The organism is Cyanobium sp. Alchichica 3B3-8F6 (assembly GCF_024346435.1).
In the GTDB taxonomy this organism is placed as follows: domain Bacteria; phylum Cyanobacteriota; class Cyanobacteriia; order PCC-6307; family Cyanobiaceae; genus Cyanobium_A.
This window is the reverse complement of sequence record NZ_JAGQCZ010000008.1, coordinates 51,463-77,124: the sequence shown is the minus strand read 5'-3', so window position 1 is coordinate 77,124 and position 25,662 is coordinate 51,463. Positions and strand designations below refer to the sequence as shown.

26 protein-coding genes are annotated in these 25,662 nt (G+C 67.1%); 14 read left to right on the top strand and 12 right to left on the bottom strand.

The window, feature by feature from the left end; translation table 11 throughout:
- Position 1: 1 nt before the first annotated feature.
- Together KBY65_RS08250 and KBY65_RS08245 are read right to left on the bottom strand one after the other, a co-directional pair.
- Positions 2 to 772 (bottom strand): RNA methyltransferase, encoded by a 771-nt coding sequence (locus KBY65_RS08250; protein ID WP_254987484.1) that lies wholly within the window; start codon positions 770 to 772, stop codon positions 2 to 4.
- Positions 769 to 1,086 carry a c-type cytochrome gene (locus tag KBY65_RS08245; protein ID WP_094559844.1) on the bottom strand — a complete coding sequence of 106 codons (318 nt, stop codon included), beginning with the start codon at positions 1,084 to 1,086 and terminating at the stop codon, positions 769 to 771. Before KBY65_RS08245 ends, KBY65_RS08250 begins: the two co-directional genes overlap by 4 nt.
- A 207-nt stretch (positions 1,087 to 1,293) precedes the next feature.
- Between KBY65_RS08245 and petG the strand changes: the two genes are divergently transcribed.
- Positions 1,294 to 1,404, top strand: a complete 111-nt coding sequence (gene petG, locus KBY65_RS08240; protein ID WP_094559756.1) for a cytochrome b6-f complex subunit V — start codon at positions 1,294 to 1,296, stop codon at positions 1,402 to 1,404.
- 24 nt (positions 1,405 to 1,428) lie between these two features.
- Here petG and rsmD read toward each other — a convergent pair whose 3' ends face one another.
- From rsmD to KBY65_RS08205, 7 genes are all read right to left on the bottom strand, one after another.
- A complete protein-coding gene (gene rsmD / locus KBY65_RS08235) occupies positions 1,429 to 2,001 on the bottom strand; it encodes a 16S rRNA (guanine(966)-N(2))-methyltransferase RsmD (protein ID WP_094559757.1) in 573 nt (190 codons plus the stop codon).
- Positions 1,998 to 2,621 carry an imidazole glycerol phosphate synthase subunit HisH gene (hisH, locus tag KBY65_RS08230; protein WP_254987479.1) on the bottom strand — a complete coding sequence of 208 codons (624 nt, stop codon included), beginning with the start codon at positions 2,619 to 2,621 and terminating at the stop codon, positions 1,998 to 2,000. The genes rsmD and hisH overlap by 4 nt, the downstream gene beginning before the upstream one ends.
- Positions 2,618 to 3,586, bottom strand: a complete 969-nt coding sequence (locus KBY65_RS08225) for a TIGR00730 family Rossman fold protein (RefSeq protein WP_254987477.1) — start codon at positions 3,584 to 3,586, stop codon at positions 2,618 to 2,620. The genes hisH and KBY65_RS08225 overlap by 4 nt, the downstream gene beginning before the upstream one ends.
- 123 nt (positions 3,587 to 3,709) lie before the next feature.
- Positions 3,710 to 4,033 carry a thioredoxin gene (gene trxA / locus KBY65_RS08220; protein WP_094559760.1) on the bottom strand — a complete coding sequence of 108 codons (324 nt, stop codon included), beginning with the start codon at positions 4,031 to 4,033 and terminating at the stop codon, positions 3,710 to 3,712.
- Positions 4,034 to 4,230: 197 nt separating this feature from the next.
- Positions 4,231 to 5,394 carry a GuaB3 family IMP dehydrogenase-related protein gene (locus KBY65_RS08215; RefSeq protein WP_094559761.1) on the bottom strand — a complete coding sequence of 388 codons (1,164 nt, stop codon included), beginning with the start codon at positions 5,392 to 5,394 and terminating at the stop codon, positions 4,231 to 4,233.
- 67 nt (positions 5,395 to 5,461) lie between these two features.
- The gene (locus tag KBY65_RS08210; RefSeq protein WP_255001220.1) at positions 5,462 to 6,061 is read right to left on the bottom strand and encodes a CAAD domain-containing protein; all 600 of its coding nucleotides are present in this window, start codon (positions 6,059 to 6,061) and stop codon (positions 5,462 to 5,464) included.
- An 83-nt stretch (positions 6,062 to 6,144) separates the two neighbouring features.
- Entirely contained in the window at positions 6,145 to 7,302 is a 1,158-nt protein-coding gene (locus tag KBY65_RS08205) for a homocysteine biosynthesis protein (RefSeq protein WP_255001218.1), read from the bottom strand.
- Between the two features lie 73 nt (positions 7,303 to 7,375).
- Here KBY65_RS08205 and gyrA point away from each other — a divergent pair, with 73 nt between their 5' ends.
- The 8 genes from gyrA (at position 7,376) to KBY65_RS08165 (ending at position 16,810) form a co-directional block, all read left to right on the top strand.
- Positions 7,376 to 10,042 carry a DNA gyrase subunit A gene (gyrA, locus tag KBY65_RS08200; RefSeq protein WP_094559764.1) on the top strand — a complete coding sequence of 889 codons (2,667 nt, stop codon included), beginning with the start codon at positions 7,376 to 7,378 and terminating at the stop codon, positions 10,040 to 10,042.
- A gap of 17 nt (positions 10,043 to 10,059) precedes the next feature.
- A complete protein-coding gene (locus tag KBY65_RS08195) occupies positions 10,060 to 11,193 on the top strand; it encodes a CARDB domain-containing protein (RefSeq protein WP_255001215.1) in 1,134 nt (377 codons plus the stop codon).
- Positions 11,186 to 12,472 (top strand): lycopene beta cyclase, encoded by a 1,287-nt coding sequence (crtL, locus tag KBY65_RS08190; RefSeq protein ID WP_255001214.1) that lies wholly within the window; start codon positions 11,186 to 11,188, stop codon positions 12,470 to 12,472. The genes KBY65_RS08195 and crtL overlap by 8 nt, the downstream gene beginning before the upstream one ends.
- Positions 12,472 to 14,379 carry a cation:dicarboxylate symporter family transporter gene (locus KBY65_RS08185; protein WP_255001213.1) on the top strand — a complete coding sequence of 636 codons (1,908 nt, stop codon included), beginning with the start codon at positions 12,472 to 12,474 and terminating at the stop codon, positions 14,377 to 14,379. Before crtL ends, KBY65_RS08185 begins: the two co-directional genes overlap by 1 nt.
- Positions 14,363 to 14,638 (top strand): hypothetical protein, encoded by a 276-nt coding sequence (locus KBY65_RS08180; RefSeq protein ID WP_255001212.1) that lies wholly within the window; start codon positions 14,363 to 14,365, stop codon positions 14,636 to 14,638. Before KBY65_RS08185 ends, KBY65_RS08180 begins: the two co-directional genes overlap by 17 nt.
- Positions 14,639 to 14,897: 259 nt before the next feature.
- Complete coding sequence (locus KBY65_RS08175; RefSeq protein ID WP_094559769.1) at positions 14,898 to 16,031, top strand: ATP-binding protein; 1,134 nt, start codon at positions 14,898 to 14,900, stop codon at positions 16,029 to 16,031.
- A 9-nt stretch (positions 16,032 to 16,040) separates the two neighbouring features.
- Positions 16,041 to 16,199, top strand: coding sequence for a hypothetical protein (locus KBY65_RS08170; protein WP_255001210.1), 159 nt, complete (start codon positions 16,041 to 16,043; stop codon positions 16,197 to 16,199).
- A gap of 95 nt (positions 16,200 to 16,294) precedes the next feature.
- Complete coding sequence (locus KBY65_RS08165; RefSeq protein ID WP_255001209.1) at positions 16,295 to 16,810, top strand: GNAT family N-acetyltransferase; 516 nt, start codon at positions 16,295 to 16,297, stop codon at positions 16,808 to 16,810.
- Positions 16,811 to 16,862: 52 nt separating this feature from the next.
- On the opposite strand, the gene KBY65_RS08160 is transcribed toward KBY65_RS08165, so the two are convergent.
- Positions 16,863 to 17,693, bottom strand: a complete 831-nt coding sequence (locus KBY65_RS08160) for a 2-dehydropantoate 2-reductase (RefSeq protein ID WP_255001305.1) — start codon at positions 17,691 to 17,693, stop codon at positions 16,863 to 16,865.
- A gap of 175 nt (positions 17,694 to 17,868) precedes the next feature.
- On the opposite strand from KBY65_RS08160, the gene KBY65_RS08155 reads away from it, so the two are divergent.
- The gene (locus tag KBY65_RS08155; RefSeq protein ID WP_255001207.1) at positions 17,869 to 18,288 is read left to right on the top strand and encodes a hypothetical protein; all 420 of its coding nucleotides are present in this window, start codon (positions 17,869 to 17,871) and stop codon (positions 18,286 to 18,288) included.
- 39 nt (positions 18,289 to 18,327) lie between these two features.
- Here KBY65_RS08155 and KBY65_RS08150 read toward each other — a convergent pair whose 3' ends face one another.
- Positions 18,328 to 19,899, bottom strand: a complete 1,572-nt coding sequence (locus KBY65_RS08150) for a glycoside hydrolase family 57 protein (RefSeq protein WP_255001206.1) — start codon at positions 19,897 to 19,899, stop codon at positions 18,328 to 18,330.
- A gap of 107 nt (positions 19,900 to 20,006) precedes the next feature.
- Between KBY65_RS08150 and KBY65_RS08145 the strand changes: the two genes are divergently transcribed.
- Both KBY65_RS08145 and KBY65_RS08140 read left to right on the top strand, forming a co-directional pair.
- The gene (locus KBY65_RS08145) at positions 20,007 to 21,650 is read left to right on the top strand and encodes a 2-isopropylmalate synthase (RefSeq protein WP_255001205.1); all 1,644 of its coding nucleotides are present in this window, start codon (positions 20,007 to 20,009) and stop codon (positions 21,648 to 21,650) included.
- A 163-nt stretch (positions 21,651 to 21,813) separates the two neighbouring features.
- A complete protein-coding gene (locus tag KBY65_RS08140; protein ID WP_255001204.1) occupies positions 21,814 to 22,662 on the top strand; it encodes a carbohydrate ABC transporter permease in 849 nt (282 codons plus the stop codon).
- A gap of 8 nt (positions 22,663 to 22,670) precedes the next feature.
- Here KBY65_RS08140 and KBY65_RS08135 read toward each other — a convergent pair whose 3' ends face one another.
- A complete protein-coding gene (locus tag KBY65_RS08135; RefSeq protein ID WP_255001202.1) occupies positions 22,671 to 23,111 on the bottom strand; it encodes a hypothetical protein in 441 nt (146 codons plus the stop codon).
- Between the two features lie 157 nt (positions 23,112 to 23,268).
- Here KBY65_RS08135 and KBY65_RS08130 point away from each other — a divergent pair, with 157 nt between their 5' ends.
- Positions 23,269 to 24,528 (top strand): MFS transporter, encoded by a 1,260-nt coding sequence (locus tag KBY65_RS08130; protein ID WP_255001200.1) that lies wholly within the window; start codon positions 23,269 to 23,271, stop codon positions 24,526 to 24,528.
- A 2-nt stretch (positions 24,529 to 24,530) separates the two neighbouring features.
- Positions 24,531 to 25,655 (top strand): MGDG synthase family glycosyltransferase, encoded by a 1,125-nt coding sequence (locus tag KBY65_RS08125; RefSeq protein ID WP_255001199.1) that lies wholly within the window; start codon positions 24,531 to 24,533, stop codon positions 25,653 to 25,655.
- Positions 25,656 to 25,662: the final 7 nt, after the last annotated feature.

The window sequence follows — 25,662 nt, the reverse complement described above, 5'->3', positions numbered from 1 at the left end:
GCTAAGGGGTCTGGCCAGGCTTGCTGCCTCGCTGGCTGGCCCAGCGCAGCTGACGCACCATGCCGCGCACCAGGGCCACCTCCTCGGCCGAGATCTGGGCCCGTTGCAGCAGGGCCCGCAGTTTGGCCATGCGGGCGTGGGCGGTGTGGGGATAGAGGAAGCCCACGTCGAGCAGCAGGGCTTCGGCGTCGCCGAGCATGGACTCGAGGGCCCGGCGGTCGCCGGGGTTGGGGGCCAGGCTTGGGGCTGGGGCCGGCGCAGAGGCGCCAGCAGCTCCGAGGCCGTGCCAGCTGTGCAGCACCAGGGCGGCAGCGTGGGAGAGGTTGAGGGAGCTGTAGGCCTTACCGCTGCCCAGGGTCAGCAGCCGACCCGCCTGGAGCAGCTCGTCGTTGCTGAGGCCCCGGTCTTCCCGCCCGAACACCAGGGCCCGGGCGCTTGGTGGCCCCTCGGCCAGCCAGTGCAGGGCCGGCTCCGGGGCCAGCAGGGGCAGGGGTTCACCGGCGCGCCGGCCGCTGGTGGCCACCACCCGGTGGCAGTCGGCCAGGGCGGCGCTGAGGCTGGGGAACAGGCGGGCCTGGTCCAGCACCCAGGCCCCATGCACGGCCATGCGGCGGGCCTCCTCGCCCAGGTGGTCGCAGCGGGGGGCCACCAGGCGCAGCTCCGCCACCCCGAAATTGGCGCAGAGCCGGGCGACGCTGCCGACGTTCAGGGGCCCGGCGGGCTCCACCAGCACCACGGCGAGCGGGGGAGGCGGTTGGGGTGTGGCGCTCACACCAGGCCGTTGAGATAGGCCAGCAGGTCGGCCATGGCCTGGGGCTCGGGTTGAAAGCGCGGCATCGGCGGGGTGCGGCCGCTCACAACTTGTTGGATCAGTTGGCGTGGGGCCTTGCGTTCCGCCACCCCGTGCAGGTTGGGGCCCACCAGGCCCTGGCCGGCAATGCCGTGGCAACCGGCGCAGTTGAGCCGGAACAGCCGGCCGCCGTTTTCACTAGAGCCGCTGAGCTCGAGGGTCTGGCGCGTGTAAGGGTCGGCCTGGGCTGCTGGCAGCACCAGCAGCACCGCCACGATGCAGGCGGCCGCCGCCATCCCCACCAGGGCGGCGATCAGGCCGCGGCGGCCGGTGGCGGCAACGGCTGCCGGGGCGACGGCTGCCGGGGCGACGGGTGCCGGGGAGGCAGGAGCTGGGGAGACCTTGGGGGTCAGGGGTGGGCCGGTCACAGTTGGTGCAGCAGGCTCGCGGTGAGAGCCATGGACGTGGAACAATTGTGCCCAGATTGATGCCGTAACCGCCCCATGATCGAACCCCTGCTCTGCGGCATCGTGCTCGGTCTGATTCCTGTGACCCTGGCCGGCTTGTTTGTGGCGGCCTGGAACCAGTATCGCCGCGGCACCCTGCTCGACTGAGGCTTGCTTGTCGTTTTGCGGCGATCAGGCCTGTTGCAGCACCACCAGGCTTGTGCTGCCATAGCGCCGTTCGTCCCGCTGCTGCCACCCCTTGGGCTTGGGTGGCACCGCTGAGCTGGCGCATTCCCACACCAAAGTGCCGCCGGGCTTAAGCCAGTCGCCTGCGGCCACGCCAGCGGCGATCGCAACGTAGAGCCCGGCGGCATAGGGCGGATCGGCGTAGATCAGATCAAAGCCTTCGCTGTCAGGCTGGGCCAGCCAGCGGCTCACTTCGCGGCAGTGCACCTCCCAGTGGGGAGATGCCCCAGCGGCCCGCGCCAGCCCCTGATCAAGCCCCTGGCCCACCGCATCCAGGTTGGCCCTGGCCACGGCGGCGATCCGCCGGTCCTGCTCCACCGCCACGACGCGTCGGGCGCCCCGCTGCAGCGCCTCGCAGGCCATCACGCCGCTGCCGCTGCACAGATCCAGCCAGGCGCAGCCCGGCAGCTCCGGCGCCAGCAGGTTCATCACCGCCAGCCGCACCCGGGAGCTGGTGGGGCGGGCCGTGTTGCCAGGCGGGCTCTGCAGGCGCCGGCCACCGCTCAGCCGCAGGCTCATTGGGCGGCGAGCCAGGCAAGCCAGCGGCGCAGGATCACCTCCCCGTGGGGGCCGGATTTCTCCGGGTGAAACTGGCACGCCCCGATGGCGCCCTGCCACACCGCGGCCGTGACGGCGGTGTCGCCGAAGCGCACCAGGGCGGTGTTGCAGGCCGGATCGTTGGGTTCGGCGGCGTAGGAGTGCACGAAATACACCCAGGTGTCTGGGCCGCCGGCGGGTAGCAGCGGGCTGGGGTTGGCGGCGATCAGCGGCTCCCAGCCCATGTGGGGAATCGGCTGGCCCGGGCAGCGCGGCAGGGCCCGCACCCGGCCTTTGAGCAGGCCGAGGCCTGCCGCCGTGCCCTCGTCGCTGGCCTCAAACAACAGCTGCAGGCCCAGACAGATGCCCAGCAGGGGCTTGCCCGCGGCACACCAGCGGGTGATCGCCTCGGCCAGGCCGCCCTGGCGCAAGCGTTGCATCGCCGGATCAAAGGCGCCCACCCCCGGCAGCACCAGGGCCGTGCAGCCATCCATCTCGGCGGCGTTGGACACCGGCTGCACCACGGCGCCGAGCCGCTCAAAGGCCCGCTGCACCGAGTGCAAATTGCCCATGCCGTAGTCGATCAGGCCAAGGCGCGTCATGGGGGCGTGATGGGTTGGCGCCGCCCAGGCTGCTCCAGCACCTGGTCGGGCGGAACGGGCAGGCTGTTGAGGACATCGAGCAGCTGGTAGAGGCGGCCGATGCGGCGGCGGTCGAAGTGGAAGTGCAGGCAGGGGCGCAGCAGGCCGTGGTCGTCGACGGTGTCGCGGGCCTGGATCACGCCCTCATCCACCAGATCGTCGAACTGGAGATTCAGGGCCTTGAGCTGCTCGCTCTGGAGGGCGGCGTTGAGCAGCAGCTCGATGCGATCGTCGCCGAGCCGCGCCGAGTGAAACAACCGGTAGAAGTGGCTGATGCGGGCCACCGCCTCCTCGCCCGTGTGGGCTTCGCTCAGCAGGTCGCCGTCTTCTGGGGAGATCACGCCGCGGGCGGCCAGCCCTTCGTTGAGATCCCGCTGCCAGCCGCTCCAGAAGCTGTCGTCTTCGGGGGCGAGCAGCACCAGGGGGATCGGTGGGGTGCGGCCGGTCTGAATCAGGGTGAGCGATTCGAACAGCTCATCGAGGGTGCCGAAGCCCCCCGGCAACACCACCAGGGCATCGCTCTCCCGCAGGAAGAACAGCTTGCGGGTGAAGAAATAGCGAAAGTGCAGCAGCCGGCCATCGCAGCTGCTCATAAAGCGATTGGCGTGCTGCTCGAACGGCAGATCGACGTTGAGGCCGATGCTGGCTTCGCAGCCGGCACCGCTGTTGGCGGCCTCCATGATGCCGCCGCCGGCTCCGGTCATCACCTCGAAGCCGGCTTCAACAGCACAGCGGGCCAGCTGCTCGGCCAGGCCGTAGCAGGGGTCGCTGGCGACGGTGCGGGCCGAGCCGAAGACGGTGATCTTGCGGGTGTCGCGATGGGGGTGAAACACCTCCAGCGCTTCGCTGATATCGGCCAGGGCACCGCTGATCAGGCGCCACTCATCTTGGCCGCGTTCGTGGCGACTCACCTGCAACAGCGACACCAGCGATCGCTCGATTAGGTGCCGCTGGGGGTGGTTTTCGAGCTCCTGGGCCAGAACCTGCAGCGGACTCTGGCCGAAACGGGATGGGTCGCTCAGCTGTCTGCCCTCAACCAGCAGGGATGCTTAGAGGTACTTGGAGATCGTGCCTGAGAGGGTGGTCTTGGGTACGGCACCCACCACGGTGTCGACCTTCTGGCCGCCCTTGAAGATCATCAGGGTGGGGATGCTGCGGATCCCGTACTGGCTGGCGACGTTGGGGTTTTCGTCGGTGTTGAGCTTGAACACCTTGATCTTGCCCTCGAATTCGGCGGCGATCTCGTCCACGATCGGCGCAACCATGCGGCAGGGGCCGCACCAGGGGGCCCAGAAGTCGATCAGCACGGGCAGATCACTCTTGAGCACATCTTGCTCAAAGGAAGCGTCAGTGACAGCGGCAGCGCTGGACATCCTTGCTGGATCAGGGTTTCAGGGAATCTAGCAAGGTTATTTCGAGGCAACCATGGACCGTTGCAGGACGTGATCAGCCTGGCTGGGTGGCTGCTGACTGGGTGCCGGGGGAAGACAAAAGGCCCGGACGCGCCGGGCCGGAGGGTGTGAGGAGTGTGTGAGCCGAAGCCCCCACGCCTTCACGCTAACGCCGCGATCTATTTGCCCATGCCCAGCTGCTGGGCCTTTTGATACACCTTGCCCTCGGTGAGCAGGGAGGGGGCCACCACCACCTCCACCTGCTGCATCTCCTTAATGGTGCGGGCGCCCAGGGTGCCCATGGAGGTGCGGATGCAGCCGAGCAGGTTCTGGGTGCCGTCGTCGAGGGAGGCGGGTCCGCGCAGGATTTTTTCAAGGCTGCCGGTGGTGCCCACTTTGATGCGGGTGCCGCGGGGCAGCACCGGGCTGGGGGTGGCCATGCCCCAGTGGAAGCCGCGGCCGGGGGCCTCGGCGGCGCGGGCGATGGGTGAGCCGATCATCACGGCGTCGGCGCCGCAGGCCAGGCATTTGCAAATGTCGCCGCCGGTGACGATGCCGCCGTCGGCCACGATCGGCACGTAGCGGCCGCTTTCGTTGAAGTAGTCGTCGCGGGCGGCAGCGCAGTCGGCCACCGAAGTGGCCTGGGGGATGCCGATGCCGAGCACGCCGCGGCTGGTGCAGGCGGCACCGGGGCCGATGCCCACCATCACGCCGGCGGCGCCGGCCCGCATCAGCTTGAGGGCCACGTCGTAGGTGACGCAGTTGCCGATCACCACGGGCACGCCGAAGTCGCGGCAGAGGGCCTCAAGATCGAGGGTTTCCTGGCCCTCAGGGCCGATGTGCTCAGTGCTGACCACCGTGGCCTGCACAAAAAACAGATCGGCGCCCGCTTCAGCAATGGCACGGCCGAATTTCAGGGCCGCCACCGGGGTGGCGCTCACCGCGGCGATGCCGCCCTGCTGCTTGATTTCAGCGATGCGCTGGCGGATCAGGTCTTCCCGCACCGGCTGGCTGTAGAGCTCCTGCATCAGCGGCACGAAGCTGTCGCGGTCGACGGCGGCGATGCGATCGAGGGCAGGGTTGGGGTCGTCGTAGCGGCACTGGACGCCCTCCAGGTTGAGCACACCCAAGGCGCCCTGCTTGGCGAGTGCCACACACATGCCCACATCCACCACGCCGTCCATGGCGCTGGCGATGATCGGGATCTCGCGGCTGATGCCGCCCAGGCTCCAGCTGCTGTCGGTGACGGCGGGGTCGACGGTACGGCCGCCCGGAACCAGGGCGATCTCGTCGATGCCGTAGGCGCGGCGGACGACGCGATTGCGACCGAGCTGGATGTTCACCGGAACTGTGCGTATTCGGGCCAAGCTATCAACCGGTGCGCCCCGATTCCTTTGGAGCGATGTCGGCTCAGCCTTTGCCGCGGAAGGACTTCCAGCGATTGCCCAGGCCGCTCAACAGCCGTTCCCGCTCGCTGCTGCGCAGCAGCTTGGGCACGCCGTAGCGCACCGACCACACCACGCCAGCCAGCTCCAGGAGCCCGGGCACCAGCGGCAGGCTGTCGAGGGCACCGAGCACGGCGTTGTAGACGCGCAGCACCAGCAGCAGGCCCACCAGGGCTGCCAAGAACGTGACGGGTTTGCGGGCCTGGCTCCAGAGGCTCTGCAGTTCACCCTGGTTGAGCCACTGGCCCAGCTTCTGCAGCAGCAGCTCCCACTCACCGCCCTCCCCCTCGCCTGTGCCCTCGCCGCCGGCTGATGGGCCCGGCTGGGTTGCGAGGGGAGCTGGTGAGGGCTCCACCAACAACGTGGTGGCAACGCTGGGCTCGGGGGGGGCGGTCACCGCTGCTTCAGCGGTTTGTTCAACAACCTGTTCAACAAGTCCAATCGGCTCAATCTGCTCAACCAGCTCCACCGACTGCTCCACCGATTCGACTGCTTGCTCAGCAGGCTCGGGAGTGTTCGGGTTGGTAGCGCTCTGGTCGGGGCTGCTGGTGGTGTCGTCGGCCATGGCAGGCGGCGCCGCGGGTGCACAGGTGTGGCGGGAGCTTACGTGTGGTTGGCAGCCAGACCAACACCCGGCCGACCCACAGCTCAGGCTTCGATCGGCAGCAGGCTGGGGCGAGGGCTCAGCGGCACCAGGGGCAGCCGCAGCGGGAAGGCGCCGCTGCGCAGGGCTTCCGCCAGCGCTTCGGCGGCGGCGGTGGCCAGCCGCGGGCTATTGGAGGGGGCGCAGGCCACCGGGCGGCCCCGCACCGTGATCGTGCCGCTGAGCAGCTCCGCATAGGTCACCGCCCCCAGGCTGGGCTTGACCCGCCGCGGCACCGAGAGGTCGAGCACGGGGGCCTCCAACGCCTCCGGACCGGCGGCGGCCTGGCGCGCTACCGAGCCATTGATCAGCGGCACCGGCGCCGCGATCGCCACCAGCAGGGCGCTGCCGTGGCCCTCAAAGAAGCAGGGGCGCACCCACTCGGGCCGCAGGTCGTGCAGATCCACGCACACTGCGGCCGCCGCCCCTGGGGTGCGGGCATGGCCGCTGGCCTGGCGGCGGCAGCCGGGCTGGTGGCCGCTGCCGGCCCCCACCACCCAGCCGAGGGCGCCCCCCACCAGCACCGGTGAGCCCGGGCCCAGCAGCGATAGCCCCGGCATGGTGAGGCCGATGCTGCCGGCGCCGCCGCAGGAATAGAGGGCGTTGGCGGCCGGTCCCAGCAGGGTGCCGTAGGGGCTGGGGCAGGGGCTTTCGGCCTGGCTGAGGGCCACCACCCCGTTTTCACTGATGGCCCGGTGCAGCAGCAGGCGGCCGGTGCCGATCTGCTCCAGGCCCAGCTCGGTGTGCAGCTCGCGGCGGGGGTGCAGGGCGGTGGCCTCGCCACGGGCGTCGAATGGCAGCGCCTGCCCCTGCAGCAGGGCGGCCAGCAGTTCAGCGCCGCCAGGGGCATCGCCAAGCCCGCCGCCGATCGGCAGCACCAGCTCGCCGCTGCCGCAGCCCGCCAGCCCCTGCACGCCGGCCAGCTGTCCAGCGCGCAGGCGAATGGGTGGATCCGTTGGCCCGAGGCTCAGGAGCAGGCTGGCCTGGTCGGTGAAGCCCGCATCGGCGGCCACCACCACATCGGTGGCGGCGTAGGCCTCGGCCAGCCCGGCTTGCTGCACCAGGCTCCGAAACTCGGCGGCGGCGCGCACCTGCAGCTGGCCCCGCTCCTGCTTGCGGCGCAGCTCCGCCTCCTGGCGTGGCGGCAGTTCACGGCTACTCATCGCGAGCTTGGCGCTGATTTGGGCATTTCCCGGGGGGCTTCGATAAACTGACCCTTGCTCAAGACGGTCATCCATGGCGGACCCCAGCGGACCCGGTGCTGGCTCACCGGGGGAGTCCGGCGGCAACGGCGATTCGCGGATCATCCAGACCGATCTGCGCAACGAGATGTCGCGCTCCTATCTGGAGTATGCGATGAGCGTGATCGTGGGCCGGGCCCTGCCCGATGCCCGCGACGGCCTCAAGCCGGTGCACCGGCGCATCCTGTATGCGATGTACGAGCTGGGCCTGACCAGCGACCGGCCTTACCGCAAATGCGCCCGTGTGGTGGGTGAGGTGCTCGGTAAGTACCACCCCCACGGCGACACGGCGGTGTACGACGCCCTGGTGCGGATGGCCCAGGACTTCAACATGCGCATGCCCCTGGTGAACGGGCATGGCAACTTCGGCTCGGTGGACGGCGACCCCCCGGCCGCCATGCGCTACACCGAGTCGCGGCTGCAGGCGCTCACCACCGACAGCCTGCTCGAAGACATCGAAGCCGAGACGGTCGACTTCGCCGACAACTTCGACGGCTCCCAGCAGGAGCCGACCGTGATGCCAGCGCGGATTCCGCAGCTGCTGCTCAACGGCTCCACCGGCATCGCCGTGGGGATGGCGACCAACATCCCGCCCCACAACCTCACCGAGCTGATCGACGGGATGCTGGCGCTGATCGCCAACCCCGAGATCGACGATCTCCAATTGATGGCGATCATCCCGGGGCCCGACTTCCCCACGGGGGGCCAGATCCTGGGCCGCCGCGGCATCCGCGAGACCTACACCACCGGTCGTGGTTCGGTGACGATGCGTGGCGTGGCCTCGATCGAAACGGTGGAGGTGAAGGGCCGCCCCGATCGCGATGCGGTGATCATCACCGAGCTGCCGTTCCAGACCAACAAGGCCTCGCTGATTGAGCGGATCGCTGAGTTGGTGAACGACAAGAAGCTCGAGGGCATCGCCGACATCCGCGACGAATCCGACCGCGACGGCATGCGGATCGTGATCGAGCTGCGCCGCGACGCCTACCCCCAGGTGGTGCTGAACAACCTGTTCAAGCTCACCCCGCTGCAGAACAACTTCAGCGCCTACATGCTGGCGTTGGTGAAGTCGGAGCCGGTGCTGCTCACCCTGCGCAAAATGCTGCAGGTGTTTCTCGACTTCCGCGTCGAGACGATCGAGCGCCGCACCCGCTACTTCCTGCGCAAGGCGGAAGAGCGTGACCACATTCTGCTGGGTCTGCTGCTGGCCCTCGACCAGCTCGATCCGATCATCGCCCTGATCCGGGCCGCCTCGGATGCGGCCACGGCCCGCCAGCAGTTGCAGGAGCGCCACGGCCTCAGCGAGATCCAGGCCGACGCCATCCTGCAGATGCAGCTGCGCCGCCTCACCGCCCTGGAGGCCGACAAGATCCGGCTCGAGCACGAAGACCTCGTGGTCAAGATCGCCGACTACAAGGACATCCTGGCCAACCGCGAGCGGGTGCTCACGATCATCACCGAGGAGCTCGGTGTGATTCGCAGCCGCTACCTCTCGCCCCGCCGCACCGAGATCCTGGATCTGGAGGGCGGCCTTGAAGACATCGACCTGATCGCCAACGAGCGCTCGGTGGTGCTGCTCACCGAGAACGGCTACCTCAAGCGGATGCCGGTGAGCGAATTCGAGGCCACCAGCCGCGGCACCCGCGGCAAGGCCGGCACCAAGAGCCAGGGTGAGGAGGCCGTGAAGCTGTTCATCAGCTGCAACGACCACGACAACCTGCTGCTCTTCTCGGATCGGGGTGTGGTGTACACCGTGCCGGCCTACCGGGTGCCGATCTGCAGCCGGGCCGCCAAGGGCACGCCGATCGTGCAGATGCTGCCGATTCCCCGCGAGGAGCAGATCACCTCGCTGCTGGCGGTGAGCGAATTCGCCGAAGATGCCGTGCTGGTGATGCTCACCAGTGGTGGCTATGTGAAGCGCACCAGGCTCTCGGCCTTCGCCAACATCCGCTCCAACGGCCTGATCGCCATCTCCCTGGAGGACGGCGACGCCCTCACCTGGGTGCGGCTGGCCCAGCCCGGCGACAGCGTGCTGATCGGCTCGCGCAACGCCATGACCATCCACTTCCGCCTCAGCGATGAGGAGTTGCGCCCCCTGGGCCGCACCGCCCGCGGGGTGCGCGCTATGAACCTGCGCGCCGGCGATCAGCTGGTGAGCATGGATGTGATCCCGGCCGAGCTCGCCGACCAGGTGGCCAGCAGCGCCAGCGACGACGCTGACGCAGACGAGGGCGACGAAGTGGCGCCGAGCGAGGGTCCGTGGGTGCTGGTGGCCAGCGCCAGCGGCCTGGGCAAGCGGGTGCCGGTGAATCAGTTCCGGCTGCAGAAGCGGGCCGGCATGGGCCTGCGTTGCATGAAGTTCCGCCGCGCCGGCGACGTGCTGGTGGGCCTCAAGGTGCTCGGCGCCGGCGAGGAGCTGCTGCTGGTGAGCGAGAAGGGGGTGATCGTGCGCACCCAGGCCGATGCCATTCCCCAGCAGTCCCGCGCTGCCACCGGTGTGCGCCTGCAGAAGCTCGACTCCGGCGACCGCCTCACCGAAGTGGTGCTGGTGCCGCCCGCGCCGGAAGAGGAGGATGCTCCCACCCTGGAGGTGCCCGCTCTGGAGGGGGCCGAGGACCCGATTGATGCCGCGGTCAGCCCCGATACCGCCCCAGACGCCTGAGTCCCAGGCCTATCCCCATGGCCGACTTCTGGATTGCTAACACCGTCCGCGATCTGATTCAGGGTGATGTGAATGAGCACCTGCCCCTGGAGCGCATTCCTCTCCAGGGTGACGTGCTCGGCCTGGGCACCACCACCAGCATCGACAACGGCGAGCTCACCTTCCTGCAGGATGCCGATGGCGCGGCAACCACGATCTGGAAATGCCAGGCCAGCGATGGCGGCATTCGGCCCTTGCGGCCTGGGGATGGCAGCAGCCACTTCCCCTACGTGTGCTTCAGCGGTGATGCCACCGCCGTGCGCACGCCGGTGGATCTGGCCAGCCTGTGCGAGGTGCGGGGCCGGCCGTTGCAGGAGCTGGTGGCCGAGGCGATTGCCCAGCTGCGGCACCAGGGTCGGTTAGCGGAGGCGCCGATTTATGGCCTGCGCCTGGTGTCGCAGTGGGAGTCGCTGGTGATCACGGTGGCCTCGAAGCTGTGCATGGGGCAGCAGCGGCGCAACACCGCCATCGCCAGCAGTGCGGCCAGCGACGGCAGCGCAGCGCGCAGCATCTACCAGCTGCTGCAGCACTACCGGTTGGCTCCGGAGGATCCTGGGGATCCCAGCGATCCGATCCGCTTTCTGGACCGCTCCCTGGAGTGGGATTGCTGCGGCTTCTTCGATACCGATCCGGCCTTGGGCCGGGTCACCATCCCCGACCCCCATGCCCATCTGCATCTGCACGGCTGCAGCACCGATCTGCGCTACGGCGGCCACCTGCACCACGAACATCCCGGCACGCGGCTGGCCTCCCTGCAGCGGCTGGTGCTCTATCCCCTGCAGCACCTCCACCAGCTGGTGAGTGATCTGGCCATTGAGGCGCTGCACTTCCGCGATGGCAGCGCCCACTTCACCGTGGCCAACCGTGGGGCGATGGATGTGAGCGATGTGGGCGTTGCCGTGGTGGTCAACGACCGCTACAGCGGCCATCGCTATCTGCGGCTCCCCTGGCTGGCGGCCGGTGCCAGCGAAACCTTCAGCGTGCCCCTGCAGCTGCCCGCTGGGACCCATCGCCTCGTGGTGATCGCCGATCCCGAGGGTCAGATCCTGGAGGAGGCCGCTCTCCAGCTCAACAATCGCGCCAGCCTCGACATCCACCTGCCCGATGTCTGACGTGCCGGTTTCTGACGTGCTGGTGGTGGGTGGCGGCCCGGCGGCCCTGGCCATCGCCGCTGAGCTGGCGGAGCGCCAGCTGCAGGTGGCCGTGCTGGCCGCGGCTGATCCCCGCGATCCCTGGCCCAACACCTACGGCATCTGGGGCGATGAGGTGGATGCCCTCGGCCTGGGCCATCTGCTGGAGCACCGCTGGAGCCACACCTGCAGCTACTTCGGCTCCGGCAGCAGTGATCCTGCCGATCCAGCCAACAGCCCCACCCGCCACGGCCGCGACTACGGCCTGTTCGACAAAACTCGGCTGCAGCAGTTCTGGCTGGGGCGCTGCGAGGCGGCTGGCGTGCAGTGGCTGCGGGGGTTGGCGCAGGAGCTGAGCCATGGGGGTGGCCGCAGTCGGCTCACCTGCACGGATGGCGCCGTGCTTGAGGCGCGGCTGGTGGTGGATGCCAGCGGCCACCAGGCGGTGTTTGTGCAGCGGCCTGAGCGGGGGCCAGTGGCGGGGCAGGCGGCCTACGGGGTGGTGGGGCGGTTTTCGGCGCCGCCGGTGGAGCCGGGGCAATTCGTGCTGATGGATTACCGCGCCGATCACCTCAGCGCCGCGGAGCGGCAGGCGCCCCCCACGTTTCTGTATGCGATGGACCTGGGCGGCGGTCGTTTCTTCGTCGAGGAAACCTCCCTAGCCCTGGCGCCGCCGGTGCCCTATGCGGTGCTGCAGCAGCGGCTGGAGCGGCGCCTGGCCCATCGCGGCGTGGCGATCGAGCAGGTGGAGCACGAGGAGTTTTGCCTGTTCCCGATGAACCTGCCCCTGCCGGATCTCGATCAGCCGGTGCTGGGCTTCGGTGGGGCCGCGGCGATGGTGCATCCGGCCTCGGGCTACATGGTGGGGGCGCTGCTGCGCCGGGCTCCGGCGGTGGCGGATGCGGTGGCGGCGGCGCTGGAGGCGGATCCCGCGGCTTCACCAGCCCAATTGGCCCAGGCGGGCTGGCAGGCGTTGTGGTCGTTGGAGCTGCGCCGCAAGCATGCGCTCTACCAATTCGGACTGGAGAAGCTGATGCGTTTCTCCGAGTCCCAGCTGCGGGCCCACTTCGCCACCTTCTTCGCCCTGCCCGATGCCCAGTGGTATGGCTTCCTGGCCAACACCGCCAGCGTTCCCGAATTGGTGGCGGCCATGGTGCGGTTGTTTGCCACCGCCCCCTGGAGCGTGAAGGCCGGCCTGATGGCCATGCAGGGGCGGGAGCTGGCGCTGGGCCTGCGGCTGGCCTGGCCGGTGGGCAGCTGATGGCTGCGCGCCGCACTCTGGGATCGCTCTGGCCGCGTTCAATCGGCAACCAGTGCCTGTTGATGCTGCCGCTGGGCGTGCTGGTGGGCCTGCTCTGGCCCCAGGCTGCCGAGGCGCTCGAGCCCCTCGGTCGGCTGTTTCTGCAGGCCTCCCAGATCGTTGTGATGCCGTTTTTGATCTGCGAGCTGGTGGTGGGCTTCGGCTCGTTGCAGCCGGGCATGCTGCGCAGCTTCGTGCGCTCCGGGCTGGTGGTGCTGCTGGGCCTGTGGTTCGCGGCGGGGGCAGTGGTGCTGCTGCTGCCGTGCTTCCTGCCGCCCCTGGTCACCTCCCAGTTTTTTCACGCCGGGCTATTCGAGCGACCGCAGCCGGTCGATCTGCTGGGGGTGTATTTGCCCGACAACATCTTCAGCGGCCTAGCCGCAGACAATTTTCCCGCCGTGGTGCTGTTCAGCTCGGTGCTGGGGATGGTGCTCCAGAGCCTGGAGACCAAGGCCCGGCTGCTGGAGCCCCTGGAGGTGATCCGGCAGCTGTTTTCGGGGCTCAACCGCCTGGTGGCGCGGATCGTTCCCTTCGGCATCTTCGCGCTCACGGCCCTTAACACTGCCCGGCTCGACTGGCCGCAGCTGCTGCGCATCCAGGGTTTCTTCCAGCTCTCGATGCTCGACTTCCTGCTGCTCACGATCCTGTGCGCCGGCATGCTGCTGGCCCTGGTGCCTCTGCCGGCGGGTCTGCTCTGGCGCGCGATCCGGGGGCCGCTGGTGCTCACCGCCAGCAGCGCCAACCTTCTGATTACGCTGCCGATGCTGGTGGAGAACCTGCGCCACGAACTGCCCGCCAGCCTCGATCCAGGCGGGCGCCAGCCCCAGGCCGCCGATGAACTGGCCCCGCTGGTGTCACTCGGCTATGCCCTGCCCACCCTGGGGCAGGTGGCGGCGCTCTGGTTCATCCCCTTCGCCGGCTGGTATGTGGATCAGCCGTTGAGCCCCGCCCAGAGCGCCAGGATGCTGCTCACGGCCATCCCGGCCGCCGTTTCCGGGCTGAAGGCGGTGATCCGCGAGGAGCTGCAGGCCCGCGGTCTGCCGCTTGATCTGCTCCAGCTGATCTACATCAACGGCGAGTGGCTCTACCGCTTTGAGAAGGTGCTGTCCCTCGAGGGGTTGGTGGTGCTGGCGGTGCTCGTCTATGCCCGGGCTGTGGGCCGCTGCCGCCTGCGGCCGCTGCCTCTGCTGGCGGCGCCTCTGCTGGCTGCTCTGTTTGCCTTGGGCGGCGGCCGCTTGGCCCGGGCCCAGCTGGCGCAGGCGCTCGAGGGCACCTACCGCAACGATCAGAAGCTGCTGGCCCTCGGATCTATCGACCAGCTCAAGCCGCCGCCTGCGCTGCAGCAGCTGCAGCCGGGGCCGGTGAGCCTGGCGGCGATCCTGCAGCGGCGGGTGCTGCGGGTGGGGGTTCGCTCTGACGGCATGCCCTGGGCGTATCGCAACGGCCGCGGAGAGCTGGTGGGCTACGACCTTGATCTGGTGTCAGCCCTGGCGCGTAGCCTCGGCGTGCGCCTGGAGGTGCGCGAGGCCGATCTGGAGAGCCTGGAACGCTGGATGGATTCGGCCTGGATTGATCTGGCGGTGGGCGGCATCCAGACCAGCCCTCAGCGGGCCGTGCGCCACCAGCTCAGCCAGGGCTACCAGCGGGTGCATCTGGCCCTGGCTGGTGGTGCCCGATGCCAAGGTGGCCCTGCTCCAGAACCTGCGCCAGCAGCGGTTGATGCGGCCGCTGCTGATTGCCGTTACCGATCCGCAGCTGCTCACCCCGGAGCTGCGCGATCAGCTGCGCCAGGAGCTGGCGGGCACCCAGGGGCGCCTCAGCCTGCAGCTGCAGCCCCTGGCCAGCAAGGATTTGTTTTTCGGCGCTGATGGTCAGAGCCGTTTCGATGGCCTGCTCACCACCGCCGAGGGTGGCTCCTCCTGGGCGGTGCTGCACCCCCGCACCACCTTGATTGCCCCGTTCGAGGATCGCCTGGCCGGCGAGCTGGTCTGGACGATCGCAGGTGATGACGCTGCCCTGCGCCGCTACATCAACGCCTGGCTGGCGCGCGAGCAGGCCCGCGGACAGATGGAGGCGCTCTTCGATTACTGGGTGCGGCTCAGCCCGTCGGAGCGGACAGGGCGCTGATGGCGTGCTGGCGGCACCGGGGTTGTCTATCCCAGCCATCACCCACCAGGTGTTGCAGCAGCAGGCGTCTGCCCGCAGCCCAGGCAGTCCTGAGGCCCCGGCGGTGGGTTGGGTTGGCAGGCGTTGCAGCGCAGCCTGGCGGCGCTCGCATGTCTTTGCCAGCGCCAGGGCGCCGCTGTGATGCCGGCAAGTTGCGACTTTCTGCCAGCTCGTGATCAAAAAGTCGCGACTTTTTGCCACTAGCCGCTAGTTTGGTCGCATGCAACGCTATCTCGAGGCCCAGCTTCGCCGTGATCTGGCCCGCAAGGCTGTTGTGCTGACGGGTGCCCGTCAGGTTGGCAAGACGACACTGGCCCGGCAGCTCATCGGGCAGGTCAGCTCGGCGAGCTACCTCAACTGGGACGTCCCCGCCGATCGTGCTGTGCTGCTGCGGCAGTCATGGGATCCGCGGGCAGCTTTGGTGGTTCTCGACGAGATCCACAAGATGCCTGCGTGGAAGCCATGGCTCAAGGGGGTTATCGATGCCAAGCCTGCAGAGCAAGCGCTGCTGGTCACCGGCAGTGCCCGCATGGACACCTTTCGGCAATCGGGCGAGTCATTGGCCGGCCGTTATCTGCATCTGCACCTCGATCCCATTTCGGTGCGCGAATGGTGCACGCAGACCGGAGCTGGGCCCGAGCGGGCGCTGCTGCATCTGATCGAGCGCGGTGGCTTCCCCGAGCCTGCACTGGCTGAAAGTGCCGATGAAGCCAGGCGTTGGCGCCGTCAGTACGCCACTGACCTGATTCGTGAAGACGTGCTCGAGTTTTCACGCCTGCAGGAGATCAATGCGATGCGGGTGTTTGTGGAGCTGCTGCGCGAACGCGTGGGCTCGCCCCTGTCGCTGGCTTCCGTGGCCCGAGACCTGGCGGTGTCGCCCACCACCTTGAAGCGTTATCTGCAGATCCTGCAGGCGCTCCACGTGGTGATTCTGGTACAGCCCTGGCACCGCAACATTGCCCGCTCACTGCTGCAGGCCCCAAAGGTGTATTTCATCGATACCGGCATGGTGAAGGGTGATGAGGGCGTGCGTTTTGAGAATGCGGTCGCCGTCATGCTCTGCAAGCAGGTGCACTACCGCGGCGACACCACCGGCCGCGACGTCGGCCTTCACTACATCCGCACCAAGGATGGTGCCGAGGTTGATTTCTGCCTGAGTTGTGATGGTGCCCTCTACCAGCTGCTGGAGTGCAAGTTGTCAGACACCAGGCCCCATCGGGCCTTGGCACGCTTTGCAACACAATGCGTTGATGCCGAAGCGGTGCAATTGGTGCGCGATGCCAGACAGGTCGAACGGCGCGGAGTCATTGCGATCGAACCTGCTGCAGCCTGGTTGGCCCGCCTTGATGCCTGATCGGAGCGCATGACCGCCTTGCTCGGGCCCGCCGCCCTGGTTGCCCGCCTGCAGGCCGGCGAAGCGGTGCTGCTCCCGCCCGACAAGCCCCTATTCTTGATGGGGCCGACCTGGCCCAGCTGCAGCAGCCTCGGGCTGCGGCTGCCCGCCTGCTCGATGGCCCACTAGTTGCTGGCCAAAAACAACTTACTGAAATCCAATTAAGCTCAGGGAATCGTATCGCCAACATCATGAATCGAGCTGAAAGTAGTCCCGTTGAGCTGATGCTCGCTGATTTTGATAAGCCTGAGCATCGGCATATCGTCTTGGTTTTAACCAGTGACTACTTTGCGTGGATGAACGGTGAGATTCAGCAGGCGATGGGCTGTTCCATCCCAGAGCTAGTTGGCATGGAGCTGGAGCCGTATATCGACTCAGTCATGGTGAGCGTCTGCCGCAGCACCCCTCCTGAAAGTGTGTTCTATTTCGCCACAATCCACGGACGGTCCGTTGGCATGGGTGGATTGCGCCGTCTACCCGACGGCAGTGCCGAAGTGGTTCGAATTTATACGAGACCCGAATATCGTGGATGTGGCATCGGCACAATGGTGTTGCAGCAGCTGATCAGCGAGGCGCGCCGCTTTGGCTACGCCATGCTCAAGTTGGATACCGGTGTGTTCATGAAGGCGGCCCAGTCCATCTACAAGGCAGCAGGCTTCGTGGAGATTGAGCCTTATCAGGGGGCAGAGCCTCCAGCAACAGTTCACGCTATCTGGCTGTTCATGCAGAAAACGCTCTGATTCGAGGATGGTGACCAATCGCCACATCTGGTCACGTCACTTACAGCACCGCCTAATCGATGGAGGTGGGTGCCTCCAATTCCCCCAGCAGTTGGGCCGTCTCGGGCATCGCCGCCCCGCAGCTCTGTCCGCGTTGCAGGGGGTTGCGATAGATCGTCTGCAGCTCCATTGGCCGTCCCGCCCGCGCATCCAGTTGCATGCTCGGTGCATAGTCGGGAATCGCTTCAGTCTGGGCGAGGAAGCTGGCCACTACGTTGGCATCCAGGGGATTCCCCGTCGCCGCTGCCGCCTCCACCACCTCCTGCATGATCCGCTCGAGACGGTCCCGCAGAGCGGCGTCAGCCAACACCCCCTGGGTGCCCCTGCCGCTGACAACGCACAGACCCGAGAACGCCATATTCCAGACCAGCTTGCGCCAGCGCATGCGCTGGAGGCTCTCGCCGCAGTCGATTGGAACACCAGCGGCTCGTAGGTCGTCCGCCACCCAGTTGCAAGCCTGCTGAGCTTCATCGGACGGTTCGCCCGTGGCGCTCCAGGGGGCGAGATGGATCAGTCCCGCGGCGTAATGCTTCACATGCGCTGGGGCCACCCGGCTGCAAGCGATGTCGCAGACCCCTCCCAGCACGATCGAGCCCGGTGAGGCCTCGGCAACGGCTTCTCCACCCAGCCCGTTCTGCAGCAGCAGGATCACCGCTGCTGGCGCCGCAAGCCCCGCCAGCAGCCCAGCAAGCTGGTGGTTGGCGGTGGACTTGATCGCCACGATCAGCCCATCGACCGACCCCAGTTCCCGTACGTTCCCCACCAACTGGGAGGCGGGCACGGTGACATCACCCCAGGGGGAATCCACCCTTAATCCCTGCCGGCGGCCCCGCCTGCAGGGGATGCCGCTGGCCGGCTGGCAGCGCCGTGGCTCCTCGCGATGTGCAGTAACCAGGCCGCGTATCCGTTGGGCCGGGAGAAGCTGATGCAGTTTTCGAGGCTAGCTGCGGCTCAACTGCTCCACTTTCTTATCCCTGATGGATGCCGAGTGGAGTTGATGGCTGCAATGCTGATCCTGTTTGCCACTATCACTGGGTGTAAAGCCGGCCTTCTGGTGCCCAGCTGGGTCTGAGCACCAGAAGAACACGGAGCATGTAGTTCGCCCCTGGTATGATTTATTTGTTGCTGGATTAGCTGCTGGCGCAATGGTCCTCAACAATTTCACCAACATGACGACATTTTCACGTGCTCTCCTGCTCCTCGGTCTTTTAGCCGGAGCGTTCGCGCCCCTTGCGGCCAACGCCGACTACTCGAAGTGCACGAAGAAGATTAAGTCCATGGGCTATTTTATTACCGATGTCGACAACGACTGGGATCGGCCATATGACAAGTTTGATGCCGTAAAAAATGGAAAAGAGTATAATATATGGGTCGATAAAAACACCTGTGAAATCAAGCAGGTTATCCTGGATAATGAAGACCGTCGCTGGAATGATTGAATCCGTCTGCTTGATTGGTTTGGGCCGCTGATCGCCTGCTCAGGCCGATGGCATGCCTGCCCAATCAGCGGCATTGAGCAGCGGAAACAGCCCGTCTTCGACGCTGATGGCCTCGAGCCATTGGGCCGGAAGCTCGGTGCCGTTGTCGATGGCATCGATCAGGCGCCAGAAGCGGTCGAGGTGACGCTCGATCCGCTCCTTGGCCAGCTCGGTGGTGGTGCCGGCCCGCAGGATGAAGCTCCAGTCGGAGCTCTGGGCCAGCAGCAGCTCGCGGCCAGCCTGGGTGAGCAGGTTGCGCTGGGCCTCGCTGCCCACTCCCTGCTGCACCCGCCGCACCATCGCCAGGGAGGCCCGTTGCCACTCCGCCACCACCCAGGCGTTGGTCTCGTTGAGCCAATAGTCGTGGTAGCCACCCTGGCCCCAGCTGCTGGGGGAGGGGCGGCACACCTGCAGGGGATCGCCGCTGGCCAGGCTCTCGCGCAGGGTCACCAGGCGCACCCCGGCTGCGCTGGCTTGGCGAAACAGGGCGGCCAGGAACTGGGGCCCTTCAAACCACCAGTGGCCAAACAGTTCAGCGTCGAAGGGGGCCACCAGCAGGGGCCGGCGCTCCATCGAGCGTGCCAGCCCGGTCAGTTCCTCGGCCCGGCCCTCCAGGTAGGCGGCGGCGTGTTGCTCAATGCGCTCGGCGGCAACCTCAGGCTCGTAGGGCAACTTCTGGTGGAGTGGGCAGCCCTGGGCCGTGACCCGATGCAGCTTCAGGCCGAGGGGCCGGCGGCTGGCGATGGCATGGCTGGTTAATTCGCTGTCGGGTAGATCCCAGCCCAGGTCGCGGTGGAATTCCCGGTAGGCGCCATCGCCGGGGTAGCCCTCGCGGGCGCTCCAAACCGGCAGGGTGGCGCTGCTGTCGCGGCCAAAGAAGGCGGCCCCAGCCGGCGAGCAGATCGGTGCGAACACGCCATAGCGGGGGCGCGGCAGGGCGTGCAGCAGGCCGTGGGCATCGAGCACCGAGTAGCGCAGGCCGCAGCTCACCAGCTGCTGATCGAGGCCTTCGTAGTAGGCGCATTCCGGCAGCCAGATGCCCAGGGGCCGCTCACCCAGCAGCCGCTCGTGCTCGCGCACTGCCGTGACCAGCTGGGCCCGCACCGCCTCGGGCACCTGGCGCAGCAGGGGCAGGTAGCCGTGGGTGGCGCCGCAGGTGATCAGGTCGAGCACGCCCTGCTGCTGCAGGCGCCGGAAGCGGGGGATCAGGGCCCCCTCGATCTGGATCCACTGCTCCACCACCGCATCAAGCTGGCTGGCCAGGTGGGTGGCAGCCTCGCCGAGCTCCTGCGGCGCCTGCTGCAGCAGCTCCTGGCGCAGGGCGATCCAGGGCAGGAAGCGGGCGTTGAGGGGGCGGTCGGCCAGCAGCGACAGCAGGGTGGGCGAGAGGCCGAGGGTGAGCCGGGCGTGCTGGCGCCGGTCAGCCGCGGCGGCCTCGAGCACGGCCAGCAGCGGCAGGTAGCACTCCTGCAGCGCCTGGAAATACCAGTCCTCCTCCAGCGATCCGGGCTCGCTCGAGCGCACGTAGGGCAGATGCGCGTGGAGGACGAGGGCCAGATCGCCTGCGGCCATGACCTTCCCGCGGTAGTTGCACTGTAGGCGCAACGTTCGGGCGCCCCCTACAATGGGGCTAACTCATAGCCAGTCCGCTTAAGGGCTGGTTCGCCCCAGGAGCCCCGATGGCCCGCGATCCCGGCCGCGTTCTGATTTTCGACACCACGTTGCGCGACGGCGAGCAGTCGCCCGGCGCCAGCCTCAACCTGGAAGAGAAGCTGGCGATCGCCCAGCAGCTGGCGCGCCTGGGGGTGGACATCATCGAGGCCGGCTTCCCCTTCGCCAGCCCCGGCGATTTCAACGCCGTGCAGCGCATCGCCGAAAGCGTCGGCACCCCGGATGGCCCCACCATCTGCGGCCTGGCCCGGGCGGCAGCCGGCGACATCAAGGCCTGTGCCGATGCGGTGGCGCCGGCCGCCCACAAGCGCATCCACACCTTCATCGCCACCAGCGACATCCACCTCGAGCACAAGCTGCGCAAGAGCCGCGCCGAAGTGCTGGCAATCACCGCCGAAATGGTGGCCTACGCCCGCTCGCTGGTCGATGACGTCGAGTTTTCCTGCGAAGACGCCGGGCGCAGCGATCCCGAGTTCATGCATCAGGTGATCGAGGCAGCGATCAACGCCGGTGCCACCACGATTAACATTCCCGACACGGTGGGCTACGCCACGCCCGCGGAATTCGGCGCCCTGATCGCCGGCATCAACGCCAGCGTGCCCAACATCGACCAGGCCGTGATCTCGGTGCACGGCCACAACGACCTGGGCCTGGCGGTGGCCAACTTCCTTGAGGCCGTCAAGAACGGGGCCCGCCAGCTGGAGTGCACGATCAACGGCATCGGCGAGCGGGCTGGCAACGCCTCGCTCGAGGAGCTGGTGATGGCGCTGCACGTGCGCCGCAGCTACTTCAATCCGTTCCTGGGCCGGCCGGCCGACTCCACTGAGCCGCTCACCGGCGTGCGCACTGAGGAGATCACCAAAACCTCGCGGCTGGTGAGCAACCTCACCGGCATGGCGGTGCAGCCCAACAAGGCGATCGTGGGCGCCAATGCCTTTGCCCATGAATCGGGCATCCACCAGGACGGCGTGCTCAAAAACCGCCTCACCTACGAAATCATCGACGCCCGCACCGTCGGTCTGGCCGACAACCGCATCTCCCTGGGCAAGCTGAGCGGCCGCAGCGCCTTCCGGGCCCGGCTCGAGGAGCTCGGCTACACCCTCGAGCGCGAAGATCTCAACGATGCCTTTGCCCGCTTCAAGGAGCTGGCCGACCGCAAGCGCGAGATCAGCGATCGGGATCTCGAAGCGATCGTCAGCGAGCAGGTGCAGCAGCAGGACGACGGCAGCTTCACGCTCAAGAGCGTGCAGGTGAGCTGTGGCACGGGCCTGCAGCCCACCGCCACCGTCACCCTGGTGACGGCCGATGGCGCCGAACTCACCGAGGCGGCGATCGGCACGGGGCCCGTGGATGCGGTGTGCCAAGCGCTCAACCGCCTGGCCAACGTGCCCAATGAGCTGGTGGAATTCTCGGTGAAATCGGTAACGGAAGGCATCGACGCCATGGGCGACGTGACGATCCGCCTACGCCACCAGGGCGTGCTCTACTCGGGCCACTCCGCCGACACCGACATCGTGGTGGCCGCCGCCCAGGCCTTCGTGAACGCCCTTAATCGGCTGCTGGCCGGGGGGCGTCATCAGCCGCTGCATCCCCAGAAGGCGCCCCTGCCCGCCCTGGGCGAACTGCCCTTGGCCGACCGGCCGCGGGTCTAGGCAGGTGGGTGGGAATGGCGCTTCAGTTTGGGATCACGCCCTGAGCTAGATGCTGTTTTTATTGATTAGCTAAGCCAAGACTAAGCTAAGCGCCAAAACATGACATCCCCCCTAGCCAGTCCCCTCCCCCTGAGTCATCTGATTCCTTCTAGCTCCCCCCGCCATGAGCCTGCCCCTCTCCGGACCGCGCCGCTCACGGCTCAGTGCCGCCGCTCAGCTGATTTTGCTGTTGCTGGTGGCCCTGGCGATGCTGGTGCCGCTGCTGTGGCTGGTGAGCACCTCGCTCAAGGGTCCGGCGGAGAACATTTTCACCAGCCCGCCAGCCCTCTGGCCCAGTCAGCCCAGCTTTGAGGCCTACAGGCGCCTTTTTACCGACAATCCAATCGGCACCTACCTGCTCAACAGCACGATTGTGAGTGGCCTGGCGGTGCTGGCCAACGTGCTCTTCTGCTCGCTGGCGGCCTATCCGCTGGCCCGCATGAATTTTCGCGGCCGGGGCTTGGTGTTGGCCCTAGTGGTAGCAACGATTTTGATCCCTTTTCAGGTGGTGATGATTCCGCTCTACCTGCTGATGGTGCAGATCGGCCTGCGCAATACCCTTTGGGCCCTGATCATTCCTCAGGCGGCCACCGCCTTTGGCATTTTCCTGCTGCGGCAGAGCTTCCTGGGGGTGCCAGTGGAGCTGGAGGATGCGGCCCGTTGCGATGGCTGCACGCCGCTGGGGGAGTGGTGGAACGTGATGATTCCAGCGGCCCGGGCCGACTTGATCACCCTGGCGATGTTCGTATTTATCGGCACCTGGAGCGATTTTCTCTGGCCCCTGGTGATCCTCGATGAACCCGAGCTCTACACCCTGCCGCTTGGGCTGCAGCAGCTGGCCAGCAGCTTTTCGCTCGACTGGCGCCTGGTGGCGGCAGGAGCGGTGATTTCGATCCTGCCGGTGCTGGTGGTGTTTATCGGCCTGCAGCGCTACATTCTGCCCAGCGCCGCCGGCGATGCAGTCAAAGGTTGAAAACCTGATCAGTTGGCAGCTGCAGGGGGGCGCACAGGCGGCAGGGGCGGCACTCCCAAAGGCAGCTCATCGGTTTTCGGGTCAGTCGCTTCGCTGGGGCGGGCTGCGCGCAACTTGCTGAGCTCGGCCCGCAGGTTGGCGGTTTCGCGGCTCAGCCCATCGATGCGGGTGCTGTTGCGCTCCACCGCCTGCAGCCGCTCCACGGTGGTGCGCAGCTGCTGTTCCAGGCCAGTGGTGCGATCAAGGGCCCGGCTGTTCTCCAACCCCTGCACCCGCTCCTGCAGCTGGCGGATCGTGTCGTTCTGCTGGCGGGATTTGCCTACGATCACCAAAAAAAGCACCACCAGCATTGCCGTGACGCCGGCCTGCAGCCAGGGCACCCAGGCGAGGGAAGCGCCGTTGGGGCTGGCATCGGTGCTGATCGCGGCTTGGTCAGGGGCTGGGGTCATCAAGGCCGGCTGCCAGTTCTGCTTCGATCCTGCCTGCCTGCCGGGCGTTTGTCAGGGGTGTGAACTCCTGTGAGAAGGTGAATGTATTGGAAAAGGAGAGCCGACTGTGCCGGTGGCTGGCCCAAAACTTAGGTCGCTGCCAAGGCCATTTCTGGTCATGTGGGCGGGCCAGCTCCTTTCAAACCTCGGCACTCAGGTGAGTCTTTACGCCTTGGGGCTGTGGCTGTTCCAGCAGCATGACCAGCTGAGTGCCTTTGCTGCGGTGGCGGTGGTGGTGCAGTTGGCCAGGTTGGCATCCCTTTCGCTAATTGGCCGTCAACTAGATCGTTGGCCCCCGCGACGGGTGATGCTTGCCGCTAACGGCCTCGGCAGCACCTGCACTTTGGGCCTGGCCTTCACCTTGATGATGCGTCCAGCCACCCTGCCACCGGTGTTGCTTTGCATTGGGCTGGCAGCAGCAGCAGAGGCGGCTCTGGTGGTGACTTGGTCCAGCCAGCTGGCCAGGTTTGTTTCTACAGAGCAGCTGGGTGCAGCCAGCGGGCTCTTCGCTGGGTCGGATGGCGCTGTGGTGATGGCAGCCCCTCTACTCGGCGCTGTGCTGGCGGCGACGGCCGGGTTGCCGGGTGTACTCGTCACTGACAGCCTTACGTCACTTATTGCTGCGGCCTGCACGCTTCTGGTGGCCTGGCCGCAGCCTCCGCCAGCCCCGCTCACTACATCTGCTGGTCATGGGGATTCCCCTCAGGGAGGGGTGCGCCATGCCTTGAGCATGTTGTGGAGCAATCGGCGCTGGCGCCCCCTGTTGTTGATCAACAGCGTGGTGGTAGGCGTGTTTGCTGCCGTGGAGATCGCTCTTCCTGCCTGGGTGGTGGCGGCAAGCGGCTCCAAGCGCCTGATCCTGGCTTTGGCCCTGGCTGGATTGGGCTATGCCGGTGGGCTCTGGCTATGGGCCCGGGTGCCTCGCTGCCATTGGCTGGGTTGGCTGCGCGTCGTGTTGATGCTCCAGGCTGTGCTGCTTACCGGGGCTGGGCTGGTGTGCTTTCAGCACTGGCAGGGGGTGTGGTTTTTGGCCGTGGCCCTATTTGCTGCTGCGGTTCCGGTTGCTCTTGGCGCCCTCCAGAGTCTTTGGTTGTGCTGGGTGCCGTTGGCTTTACAGCCGCGGCTGTTTGTCGGCCGTTATGGCCTGGAGTGGATCTCCCGTCTAGTAGCTCTGCTGGGGATGAGCTTGCTGGCCGATGGGGTGATACCCCCGCTGATCCGGGGGAGCTTCTGGCCCGCTTGGCTGCTGGACGCCCTTGGCCGGGGCCCGGGGCGCCCGACGGCGATGGCGATCGGCCTGCTTGGCTGGGTTTTGCTGATTCCTCTTTGGCGGCTCTGGCGTCCGCTGGGGCGCCTTCAACTGGATGAAAATAGATAGTGATGAAAGTTCTGATTTATACATCCAGTGGCGGCACTGCTCACGACTCGGCCGCCGAGGCAATTCGGCATTGGTTGGAGCGTGAGCGGCCGAATATCGAAGTGCGTGTCGATCAGGTATTGGAGCGCTCGAGTAGCACCTACCGCGGCGGCGTCGAGCTCTACAACTGGATCCAACGTCGTCGCCCCTGGCTGCACCAGCTGTATTGGCGCGCCATGGAGCTGGAAGACCTGATCAAGCCGGGCACCGTGCTGTTTGGGCGCCGCTATCTGATCCGGCAGCTGCGGGCATTTCAACCCGACGTGCTGATCTCCACCCATCCCCACACCAACCGGGGGCACTTCGATCTGGCCAAGCGAGTGCTGGGTCCCCAGCTGCGCTGCATCACCTGCTGCACCGAGCTCGAGGGGGGCTTCGGGTTCAGCCGCAACTGGCTCAGTCGCCGCACCGACCTGTTTTGGGCCCTCACCGCTGAGGTGGTCCAGGAGGTGCAGCGTCGCCGCCCCGGCTTGCCGGTGGAGTGCCTGGGGCCCCTGCTCTACCCGCCGTATCACCAGGCTGGCCCGGCGGCCTCTGCCCTGGACGGTCTGCCCTTGCTAGTGCTGGGCACAGGATCGAACGGGGCCAACAACCACCTGCCGCTGTTGGAGCAGCTGCTGCCCTTTGCCGGTCAGCTGGCGGTGGTGGCCCTGTGCGGTCGGCGCCCTGCGGTGCAGCAGCAGGTGCAGGCCTGGGCAGCTCACAATCCGGCCCTGGCGGTGGAGGCCCTCGGCTATCAGGGGCCAGCGGCGATGGCCGACCTCTACCGGCGGGCCTGGGCGCTTGTCAGCCGGCCGGGGGCCCGCACGGCCACGGAGGCCCTGTTCATGGCCTGTCCGCTGGTGTTCAATCACTACGGCACCACCATGCCCCAGGAATTACTGGCTCCCCGCTATTTTCAAGCCCGTGGATTAGAGGTCTCGATCCGCAGGCCCGAGGAGCTGGCCACCCTGGTGGGCCGGTGGCTTGCCGATCCCGCCGGTTATGGGGCCCTGCGCCAGCGCTTTCAGCAGCAGCGTTTGATGGCTGATCCTGCTCAAATTGTTGGTCGCCTGGTTCAGTCTTCGCTGGAGTTTTGGACCACTTGATTCAGCC

What these genes read in the sequence shown, in the direction of transcription:
- KBY65_RS08245 (WP_094559844.1), bottom strand. Translation starts at nt 1,086, where the DNA reads ATGGCGGCGGCCGCCTGCATCGTGGCGGTGCTGCTGGTGCTGCCAGCA.
- petG (WP_094559756.1), top strand. Translation starts at nt 1,294, where the DNA reads ATGATCGAACCCCTGCTCTGCGGCATCGTGCTCGGTCTGATTCCTGTG.
- rsmD (WP_094559757.1), bottom strand. Translation starts at nt 2,001, where the DNA reads ATGAGCCTGCGGCTGAGCGGTGGCCGGCGCCTGCAGAGCCCGCCTGGC.
- hisH (WP_254987479.1), bottom strand. Translation starts at nt 2,621, where the DNA reads ATGACGCGCCTTGGCCTGATCGACTACGGCATGGGCAATTTGCACTCG.
- trxA (WP_094559760.1), bottom strand. Translation starts at nt 4,033, where the DNA reads ATGTCCAGCGCTGCCGCTGTCACTGACGCTTCCTTTGAGCAAGATGTG.
- KBY65_RS08210 (WP_255001220.1), bottom strand. Translation starts at nt 6,061, where the DNA reads ATGGCCGACGACACCACCAGCAGCCCCGACCAGAGCGCTACCAACCCG.
- KBY65_RS08205 (WP_255001218.1), bottom strand. Translation starts at nt 7,302, where the DNA reads ATGAGTAGCCGTGAACTGCCGCCACGCCAGGAGGCGGAGCTGCGCCGC.
- gyrA (WP_094559764.1), top strand. Translation starts at nt 7,376, where the DNA reads ATGGCGGACCCCAGCGGACCCGGTGCTGGCTCACCGGGGGAGTCCGGC.
- KBY65_RS08195 (WP_255001215.1), top strand. Translation starts at nt 10,060, where the DNA reads ATGGCCGACTTCTGGATTGCTAACACCGTCCGCGATCTGATTCAGGGT.
- crtL (WP_255001214.1), top strand. Translation starts at nt 11,186, where the DNA reads ATGTCTGACGTGCCGGTTTCTGACGTGCTGGTGGTGGGTGGCGGCCCG.
- KBY65_RS08185 (WP_255001213.1), top strand. Translation starts at nt 12,472, where the DNA reads ATGGCTGCGCGCCGCACTCTGGGATCGCTCTGGCCGCGTTCAATCGGC.
- KBY65_RS08175 (WP_094559769.1), top strand. Translation starts at nt 14,898, where the DNA reads ATGCAACGCTATCTCGAGGCCCAGCTTCGCCGTGATCTGGCCCGCAAG.
- KBY65_RS08170 (WP_255001210.1), top strand. Translation starts at nt 16,041, where the DNA reads ATGACCGCCTTGCTCGGGCCCGCCGCCCTGGTTGCCCGCCTGCAGGCC.
- KBY65_RS08165 (WP_255001209.1), top strand. Translation starts at nt 16,295, where the DNA reads ATGCTCGCTGATTTTGATAAGCCTGAGCATCGGCATATCGTCTTGGTT.
- KBY65_RS08150 (WP_255001206.1), bottom strand. Translation starts at nt 19,899, where the DNA reads ATGGCCGCAGGCGATCTGGCCCTCGTCCTCCACGCGCATCTGCCCTAC.
- KBY65_RS08145 (WP_255001205.1), top strand. Translation starts at nt 20,007, where the DNA reads ATGGCCCGCGATCCCGGCCGCGTTCTGATTTTCGACACCACGTTGCGC.
- KBY65_RS08140 (WP_255001204.1), top strand. Translation starts at nt 21,814, where the DNA reads ATGAGCCTGCCCCTCTCCGGACCGCGCCGCTCACGGCTCAGTGCCGCC.
- KBY65_RS08135 (WP_255001202.1), bottom strand. Translation starts at nt 23,111, where the DNA reads ATGACCCCAGCCCCTGACCAAGCCGCGATCAGCACCGATGCCAGCCCC.
- KBY65_RS08130 (WP_255001200.1), top strand. Translation starts at nt 23,269, where the DNA reads ATGTGGGCGGGCCAGCTCCTTTCAAACCTCGGCACTCAGGTGAGTCTT.
- KBY65_RS08125 (WP_255001199.1), top strand. Translation starts at nt 24,531, where the DNA reads ATGAAAGTTCTGATTTATACATCCAGTGGCGGCACTGCTCACGACTCG.